General features: G+C 42.8%; 6 protein-coding genes. 5 read left to right on the top strand and 1 reads right to left on the bottom strand.

The features are described from left to right. Positions 1-89: 89 nt before the first annotated feature. Positions 90-287, top strand: a complete 198-nt coding sequence (locus LG34_RS06265; protein ID WP_109215329.1) for a DUF6472 family protein — start codon at positions 90-92, stop codon at positions 285-287. A 174-nt stretch (positions 288-461) separates the two neighbouring features. Here LG34_RS06265 and mgtE read toward each other — a convergent pair whose 3' ends face one another. Further along, entirely contained in the window at positions 462-1,856 is a 1,395-nt protein-coding gene (mgtE, locus tag LG34_RS06270) for a magnesium transporter (RefSeq protein WP_109215330.1), read from the bottom strand. A gap of 747 nt (positions 1,857-2,603) precedes the next feature. Here mgtE and LG34_RS06275 point away from each other — a divergent pair. The 4 genes from LG34_RS06275 to LG34_RS06290 all read left to right on the top strand — a co-directional run. Continuing rightward, on the top strand, positions 2,604-3,335 hold the full coding sequence (locus LG34_RS06275; RefSeq protein WP_109215331.1) for an alpha/beta fold hydrolase: 732 nt from the start codon (positions 2,604-2,606) through the stop codon (positions 3,333-3,335). Positions 3,336-3,490: 155 nt separating this feature from the next. Beyond that, entirely contained in the window at positions 3,491-5,473 is a 1,983-nt protein-coding gene (gene uvrB / locus LG34_RS06280) for an excinuclease ABC subunit UvrB (RefSeq protein WP_109215332.1), read from the top strand. Between the two features lie 147 nt (positions 5,474-5,620). Further along, on the top strand, positions 5,621-8,446 hold the full coding sequence (gene uvrA, locus LG34_RS06285) for an excinuclease ABC subunit UvrA (RefSeq protein WP_109215333.1): 2,826 nt from the start codon (positions 5,621-5,623) through the stop codon (positions 8,444-8,446). A gap of 540 nt (positions 8,447-8,986) precedes the next feature. Continuing rightward, positions 8,987-9,305 (top strand): rod shape-determining protein (locus tag LG34_RS06290; protein WP_181369308.1); only part of this gene is annotated, 319 nt, incomplete at its 3' end.

Below are 9,305 nucleotides of genomic sequence, written 5' to 3' on the forward strand. Positions count from 1 at the left end.
TTCGGTTATGAGCAAGTAGCGAAGCGGATTGCGAATATCCGCTTGACCAGAATGGAAAGAACATTATATAAACAGGATTGAGGCAGAATATGAGTGAAAAGCAGAAACGCACAGGATCAAATTGCGAATACTGTATGAATTATGAATATGACGAAGATTATGAGTACTATGTCTGTACCCAGGATCTGGATCAGGATGAGATGTATCGGTTCATCATCGGGCAGTTTCGGGAATGTCCGTATTATCGCCCAGGAGACGAGTACAGTATTGTAAGAAAACAGATGTAGTCCGAATAATAGTAAGGAATACAACGATATGTAAAAAATAAGACAGTTGTACGCTGAGAAATACTTAGTATACAGCTGTCTTTTTATATGATTTTGTTTGCTTTTTATAGAAACAAATTTTATCATCCTGTTGTACTTATTAATCATGTAGTCATGATGAATGGCGTATGTTTTTTAAATTATATGCAGTACATGGATCAGCAGCAGCCATGCAAGTCCGTAGTAAGTAACAACGGCAACCAGATCGTTGACAGTTGTGATCAACGGACCGGAAGCAACTGCCGGATCGATTTTGATCTTGTGAAAGAACATCGGGATCAATGTGCCGACCATGCTGGAGATCACCATGGCTACCATCAGGGAAAATCCAACGCAGCCGGAGATCAGGAATGCATGTCCCATCGGATAATTTTTTAACACACAGATGTACAGACCGATGAATACGAAGGAGAGGATTCCAAGGAAAAGTCCATTTAAGAATCCGACTTTCATCTCCTTCAAAACAAGACCAAATTTTTGTTTTGCAGTTAATGTTTCATCAACCAGTACACGGATGGTAACAGCCAGAGACTGGGTACCAACGTTTCCAGCCATATCAAGAATCAGGGATTGGAAACACATAACGATCGGCAGTACAGCTACGACTGTTTCAAATACGCCGACCACGGAAGATACTGCCATTCCGAGAAAAAGCAGGATGATCAGCCATGGCAGACGTTTTTTGATACTGGTGGATGTTTTCTCATGCAGATCTTCTTCAGCAGTCAAACCAGCCAGTTTTGCGTAGTCCTCACCCATTTCATCATCGACTGCTTCTACGATATCCTGAGCAGTCAGAATACCGATCAGTTCTCCAGTTTCGGTCAGAACTGGCAGAGAATCTTCGGCGTAATCTTTAATCGTTTCGATGCAGTTTTCAATTTTTTCATGATCTGTTACATATGGATAAGAAGTACTGATGATGTCTTCCAGTTCATCGTTTTCTCTGGCGATGATCAGATCCTTCAGATCAATGGCGCCGTAAAATTTATCGGCATCATCTACTACGTAAACTGTGGAAATATTGTCATTTTCGCCTGCCTGTTCTACCAGTTCACGCATAGCCTGACGGACAGACAGTTCTTTTCTGATGGCAACAAAGTTCGTTGTCATCATACTTCCGATTTCATCCTCATCGTAGGAGAGAATCAAATGGATGTCATGACTGGAATCAGCATCCAGCAATTTTACGATTTTTTCTTTTGCGGATGCTTCCATCTGTTCCAGTACATCTACCGCATCATCAGAATCCATGTAGGATACGATTTTTGCAGCCTGATTGACACTGAGCTCTGACAGATACTGTGTCGGTGTCTCCAAGTAGGAAAAAATTTCCGCAAGACGTTTGGCACCAAGCACCGGATACAGTTTCTTGCGCTGCTGTGGTGACAGCAGTTCTAACGCATCTGCAATATCTCTTTCATGATAATCATTCAGCCGATCCAACAGGACCTCATTTTTTAACGGGCTCTGAATGATTTTCAGTAATTCTTCTGCGTAGTTTGGTTTGATGTTTGATGTTTTTTTCATCTCATTTCCTCCTGACAGCCCTCAGATACTTAGATACATTTGTCAACTTTTAAAGGCAAAATGGTAATGCACGGGTAATAAAGTTGTGTACCTCTGAAAAAAGGGCATAAAAAATCACCGCTTTACGAAAGTCCGAAAGCAAACGTTACAGTTACTACTGTGCAGTATAGGAATCCTTTGTGCGGTGGGAGTAAATTGAATAAAGTTATAGGGATTAATACGCAGTTCAAGTGAGAAAATGAATATGTAACATATATAAATTAAATTAAAATGAACTGACGTTCCGTATAGTTTTATATCAATCTTATATTCGGTTGGAAATGAAAATGCAGGGATCAGTGAATTACATGGAACAGCTGCATAATCAGTTTCCATTGTCTGCCACCGCAGATCATACTTCGTCCTGTACTATCACAATTGTCCATGATCACACCTCCTGTTAAAATTTCAGAATGTTTTCTGTGGATGATACCAGTATTTATTTGCCTGTTTATTATGTGGCAAAATTGAACCGTGTTTTATAAAAAACTTTTAGAAAACATAAATCTGATGTATTATGAATCAAGGTTGTTTGAATGGTCATCCTCTCAAAACCTTGGTCAGTTTAATACGAAAAAATGCATTCGTCAAGAGAAAAAAATAAATTTGCGGAATTTTTACAACAATTTTAAGAAATGATGGGTATGAAAAAATTAAGATTGTTGAGATGGACTAAAAAAGAATTAGCAGACAGGAAAGGAAAAGAAAATGAGTAAGAAGAAAAGCAGAAAAAGATTAAAACGGGCGGGTTTGATCGGCCTGATCGTGATAGTGGCTTTGATCATCGTGTCCCTTGTTTATGTAAGCAATTATTATCATGTGCAGAATCGGCAGGCGGCACTGAAGAGTACAGATGATGTAAAGGTAGAGGAAGCTGAGTACGGCTACTTTTTTGATGGACCGGGCAATGATACAGCCCTGATTTTTTATCCGGGAGCAAAGGTGGAAGATTTAGCATACGCAAGTTTGCTGAAACAGCTGGCTGCGCACGGAATTGATTGTTATCTGGTGCATATGCCGGGCAATCTGGCGTTTATGGGGATGAATCGTGCAGATAAAATTATGGAAACTTACAGTTATGATCACTGGTATCTGGCAGGGCATTCTCTGGGAGGGGCGATGGCAGCCGTTTATGCAGATAAGAACAGTGAAAAGCTGGATGGACTGATATTTTTGGCTGCGTATTCCACAAAAGATTTGTCAGACACAGATCTGAAAGTGTTGTCTATTTATGGAAGCAACGATGGAGTTGTGAATATGGATAAGGTGACGGAAGGACGAAAGTTGATGCCGTCTGTTTATGAAGAATTCTGCATCCAGGGCGGTAATCATGCGGGATATGGAGATTATGGTGCGCAGAAAGGCGATGGAGAAGCGGATATTTCGGCAAAAGAGCAGCAGGAAGAGACTGCGGAGAAGATCGTGGAGTTTTGCGAGTAGAGTAGGTGGAATATGAGAAAAAAGTACAGAACAAACATTCGATTTGCTCTGTACTTTTTTCTATATGAATGATATACTAATCGGGTAACAGTACTAAGAAAGTAAAAACATGACAGCTATTTACGATATAAATCAGATTTACTCAGGAGGTCTGCATGGATCATTTTGAATTAGTCTCACAATACAAACCAACCGGCGATCAGCCGCAGGCAATCGCGGAACTGGTGAAAGGTTTCAAGGAAGGAAATCAGTTTGAAACCCTGCTTGGTGTCACCGGCTCTGGAAAGACATTTACCATGGCGAACGTCATTCAGCAGTTGAACAAACCGACGTTGATCATTGCACATAATAAGACATTGGCGGCACAGCTTTACGGGGAAATGAAAGAATTTTTTCCGAACAATGCCGTTGAGTATTTCGTCTCCTACTATGATTACTACCAACCGGAAGCCTATGTTCCGTCTACAGACACATATATTGCAAAAGATTCAGCAATTAACGAAGAAATTGACAAGCTGCGTTTGTCTGCTACAGCCGCACTGACGGAGCGCAGCGACGTCATCATCGTATCTAGTGTTTCCTGTATTTATGGTCTGGGAAGTCCGGTGGACTATCAGAACATGATGGTTTCCCTGCGACCGGGCATGGAGCGTGACCGGGATGATGTGATCCGTCAGCTCATTGACATTCAGTATATGAGAAATGATATGGATTTTCATCGTGGTACGTTTCGTGTGCGCGGCGATGTTCTGGAGATTTTTCCGGCAAACAATACGGATACGGCAGTTCGGGTAGAGTTTTTCGGAGATGAGATTGACCGAATCACGGAAATCGATGTGCTGACCGGAGAGATCAAGAGTCGACTGGAGCACTGCGCGATTTTCCCGGCTTCTCATTACGTTGTTCCACAGGAAAAAATCAATCAGGCAACGGTCGAGATTGAAAAAGAGATGGAAGAGCGTGTGCGTTATTTTAAAGGGGAAGATAAGCTGATCGAAGCACAGCGTATCGCAGAACGTACGAATTTTGATATTGAAATGTTACGTGAAACGGGATTTTGCAGCGGTATTGAGAATTATTCGAGACATTTGGCAGGACTGAAGCCGGGAGTTCCACCTTATACGCTGATCGACTATTTCCCGGATGAATTTCTGATCATTGTGGATGAGTCACATATTACGATTCCACAGGTGCGCGGCATGTATGCGGGTGACCAGTCGAGAAAATCGACGCTGGTTGATTATGGTTTCCGTCTGCCATCGGCAAAGGATAACCGTCCGTTGAACTTTGAAGAGTTTGAGAGCAAGATTGATCAGATGCTGTTTGTTTCCGCAACGCCGAATGTATATGAGAAAGAGCATGAATTGCTGCGTGCGGAGCAGATTATCCGTCCGACCGGTCTGCTGGATCCGTATGTAGAGGTTCGGCCGGTAGAGGGACAGATTGATGATCTGATTGGTGAGGTAAATAAGGAAACTTCGGCAGGTCATAAAGTTCTGATCACGACATTGACGAAGAAAATGGCAGAGGATCTGACGGATTATATGCGAGAAATCGGTATCCGTGTCAAATATCTGCATTCTGATATTGATACTTTGGAGCGTGCGGAGATTATCCGTGATCTGCGTCTGGATGTGTTTGATGTACTGGTGGGAATCAACCTTCTGCGAGAAGGACTGGATATTCCGGAGATTACGCTGGTAGCAATTTTGGATGCGGACAAGGAAGGATTCCTGCGTTCTGAGACATCTCTGATTCAGACGATTGGACGTGCAGCGCGAAACAGCGAAGGACACGTTATCATGTATGCGGATACGATCACGGATTCCATGCGTTTGGCTCTGGATGAAACGGAGCGTCGTCGTGCGATCCAGATGGCATATAATGAAGAACATGGAATTATACCGAAGACGATTCAGAAATCTGTGCGTGATCTGATCAGTATTTCTAAAAAGGTTGCTCAGGAAGAGGTACGGTTTAAGAAAGATCCGGAATCCATGAGTAAGAAGGAACTGGAAAAACTGATCAAAGATGTGGAGAAGAAGATGAAAAAGGCAGCAGCAGAACTGAATTTTGAAGCTGCCGCGCAGCTGCGTGATCAGATGGTGGATCTGAAGAAAATGCTTCAGAATGCTTAAGATTCCTAAAATACAAATAGTATTTTTGCAGAATTACATTTTATGAAACGAATTATGAGTAATCTATGAAAAATAGTTATGATACATGTAGCATAAAGAAATAAAAAACGTGAATACTAGAAAGCGAAAGAAAAGAGAACAACAACTATGGCACAACAATACATTAAGATCAAAGGAGCCAATGAGCATAACCTAAAAAATATTGATGTCACGCTGCCAAGAGATAAGTTTATCGTATTGACCGGTCTGTCCGGTTCCGGTAAATCCTCTCTGGCATTTGACACGATTTATGCAGAGGGACAGCGTCGCTATATGGAATCCCTGTCCTCCTATGCCCGTCAGTTCCTTGGACAGATGGAAAAACCGAATGTGGAGAAAATCGAAGGACTGTCTCCGGCAATTTCCATCGATCAGAAATCAACAAACCGAAATCCGCGTTCTACTGTTGGAACCGTGACGGAAATATATGATTACTTCCGATTACTGTATGCAAGAATCGGTATTCCGCATTGCCCAAAATGCGGAAAAGAAATTAAAAAACAGACCGTTGATCAGATGGCAGATCAGATCATGCAGCTTCCGGAACGGACGAAAATCCAGCTTCTGGCGCCGGTAGTTCGTGGCAGAAAGGGTACGCATCAGAAACTGTTAGACAGCATCAAACGCAGTGGTTATGTACGTGTACAGATTGACGGGAGTGTGTATGAACTGACAGAGGAGATCAGTCTGGATAAAAATAAAAAGCACAATATCGAGGTTGTAGTAGACCGTCTGGTAGTAAAGGAAGGCATTGAAAAACGTCTGGTGGATTCCATTGAAAATGTACTGGAACTGGCGGACGGACTGATGACCGTGGATGTGATCGGTGGAGAGCAGATCCAGTTTTCCCAGAGTTTTTCCTGCCCGGACTGCGGCATCAGTATTGGTGAGATAGAACCGAGAAGTTTTTCCTTTAACAATCCCTTTGGCGCCTGCCCGGAGTGTTTCGGACTTGGCTACAAGATGGAATTTGACGAGGATCTGATGATTCCGGATAAACATTTATCATTGGCAGAAGGTGCGATTCAAGTGATGGGATGGCAGTCTTCCAATGATCCGTCCAGCTACACTTACGCGATTTTGAAAGCATTGTCAGAAGAATATGATTTTGACCTGAATACACCATACGAGGAATTGCCGGAATCTGTGCGTAATGTGATCTTACATGGAACGGATGGAAAAAAATTAGTGGTACATTATCGAGGACAGCGCGGCGTCGGTGTTTATGATGTGGCATTTGAGGGACTGATCCGCAACGTGGAACGCCGCTACCGTGAGACCGGATCGGATCTGACCAAGCAGGAATATGAGACATTTATGCGGATCACACCGTGTAAATCCTGCCATGGACAGCGTCTGAAAAAAGAATCTCTGGCAGTTACCGTTGCAGATAAAAATATCCATGAGATTACTTCCATGTCCGTAAAAGACCTGTGCGCATTTTTGGAAGATTTACAATTGACCGAGCAGCAGCATCTGATCGGTGACCAGATTTTAAAGGAAATCCGTGCCCGTGTTGGATTTCTGAAAGAAGTAGGACTGGAATATCTGACCTTGTCGAGAGCAACGGGTACTTTGTCCGGCGGTGAGGCACAGCGTATCCGTCTGGCAACCCAAATCGGTTCCGGTCTGGTTGGTGTGGCTTATATTCTGGATGAGCCGAGTATCGGTCTGCATCAGCGTGATAACGATAAACTGCTGGCAGCGTTGAAGAATCTGAAAGATCTTGGAAATACATTAATTGTAGTAGAACATGACGAAGATACCATGCGTGCGGCGGACTATATCGTGGATATCGGGCCGGGAGCCGGAGAGCATGGCGGAGAAGTAGTGGCAGCCGGTACGGTTGACGATATTATGGCATGTGAAAAGTCTCTGACGGGAGCGTACTTAAGCGGCAGACTGGTGATCCCGGTGCCGAAGGAACGTAAGCAGCCGACAGGATTTATCACAGTACGCGGAGCGCAGGAAAACAACCTGAAAAATATCGATGTAAAAGTACCGCTGGGCGTTATGACCTGCGTGACAGGTGTGTCCGGTTCCGGTAAAAGTTCTCTGGTTAATGAGATTTTATACAAACATCTGGCAAGAAGCTTAAATCGTGCAAGATGCATTCCGGGAAAGCACAAAGGCATTGATGGATTAGAGCAGCTTGATAAAGTCATCTGCATCGATCAGTCTCCGATCGGAAGAACTCCGCGTTCCAATCCGGCAACTTATACCGGTGTGTTTGACCAGATCCGTGATCTGTTTGCGGCAACACCGGATGCTAAGGCAAGAGGATACAAAAAGGGCAGATTCAGCTTTAACGTCAAGGGCGGACGATGCGAGGCATGCTCCGGAGACGGAATTTTAAAGATTGAAATGCACTTTTTACCGGATGTGTATGTTCCGTGTGAAGTGTGCCAGGGGAAACGCTATAACCGTGAAACTCTGGAAATTAAATATAAAGGAAAAAGCATTTATGATGTGCTGGATATGACAGTGGAGGAGGCATTGACATTTTTTGAGAATGTCCCTTCCATTCAGCGTAAGATTCAGACGTTATATGATGTAGGACTTTCCTATGTGCGTCTGGGACAGCCATCCACAACGTTATCTGGAGGCGAGGCACAGCGAATCAAACTGGCAACAGAGCTGAGCAAGCGTAGCACCGGAAAGACCATCTACATTCTGGATGAGCCGACGACGGGATTGCATTTTGCAGATGTACACAAATTGATCGAGATCCTGCATCGTCTGGCAGACGGCGGCAATACGGTGGTTGTTATTGAACATAATCTGGATGCGATCAAGACAGCGGATTATATCATTGATATGGGACCGGAAGGTGGCGATGGCGGTGGAACTGTCATTGCGGAGGGGACACCGGAGCAGGTGGCAGAAAATTCGATTTCCTATACCGGAAAATACGTGAAGAAATATCTGAAATAATAAACGAATAAATAAAATCAAGAAACTGTGCTGCCATATATTTTCGTAATGAAGACTTTAAACAGCACAGTTTTCTTGTTTGCGCCGAGTATGATTGCGAAGCAATAATTTCTTCGCATGCGAGTATGCATAAAAAGGCACCGCGTTTTGCGGTGCCTGAACTTTCGGGGAGTACTTCCCGGACTTGGGGAATCCGGGAAGCTTGAGTTATGAAAAATTTATTATAAAAAGCAAAAGCCTTTTATAATCGATTACGAGTGTTAGTATAAAAAGAGAATGTGTCCATTCTGTGATTAAATTGCGAACATTTTAGAAAAAAAGAATTACTTTTCCTAAAAAACTATTAAGAATTGGTTAATTCATCGTGGATTTCTCTGAAAAGGAAAAAAAGGCTTTGAAAAATGCAATTATTTGTATATAATAAAAACACGTATGCCGGTTCATATTTCGAAAGACGATTTAGTTTGGTTAAATTAGAAATAGAACTTTATTATAGAGACAGATGAAATACGAGGATGAAAAGGGAAAGGAGACAAAAAGATGATTTCAACAGATATTGGAATTGATTTAGGTACAGCAAGTATTCTTGTTTATGTCAAAGGCAAAGGCGTTGTTTTAAAAGAGCCATCCGTTGTTGCATTTGACCGCGATACAAATAAAATTAAAGCAATTGGTGAGGAAGCAAGACTGATGCTTGGTAGAACACCGGGAAATATCGTAGCAGTCAGACCGCTGCGTCAGGGTGTTATTTCTGATTATACAGTAACAGAGAAAATGATGAAATATTTCATTCAGAAAGCAGTTGGCAAAAAGAGCTTTCGTAAACCACTGATCAGCGTCTGCGTACCGAGTGGTGTCA

It is taken from the genome of Eubacterium ramulus, assembly GCF_003122485.1.
GTDB lineage: Bacteria > Bacillota > Clostridia > Lachnospirales > Lachnospiraceae > Eubacterium_I > Eubacterium_I ramulus_A.

What these genes read in the sequence shown, in the direction of transcription:
- LG34_RS06265 (WP_109215329.1), top strand. Translation starts at nt 90, where the DNA reads ATGAGTGAAAAGCAGAAACGCACAGGATCAAATTGCGAATACTGTATG.
- mgtE (WP_109215330.1), bottom strand. Translation starts at nt 1,856, where the DNA reads ATGAAAAAAACATCAAACATCAAACCAAACTACGCAGAAGAATTACTG.
- LG34_RS06275 (WP_109215331.1), top strand. Translation starts at nt 2,604, where the DNA reads ATGAGTAAGAAGAAAAGCAGAAAAAGATTAAAACGGGCGGGTTTGATC.
- uvrB (WP_109215332.1), top strand. Translation starts at nt 3,491, where the DNA reads ATGGATCATTTTGAATTAGTCTCACAATACAAACCAACCGGCGATCAG.
- uvrA (WP_109215333.1), top strand. Translation starts at nt 5,621, where the DNA reads ATGGCACAACAATACATTAAGATCAAAGGAGCCAATGAGCATAACCTA.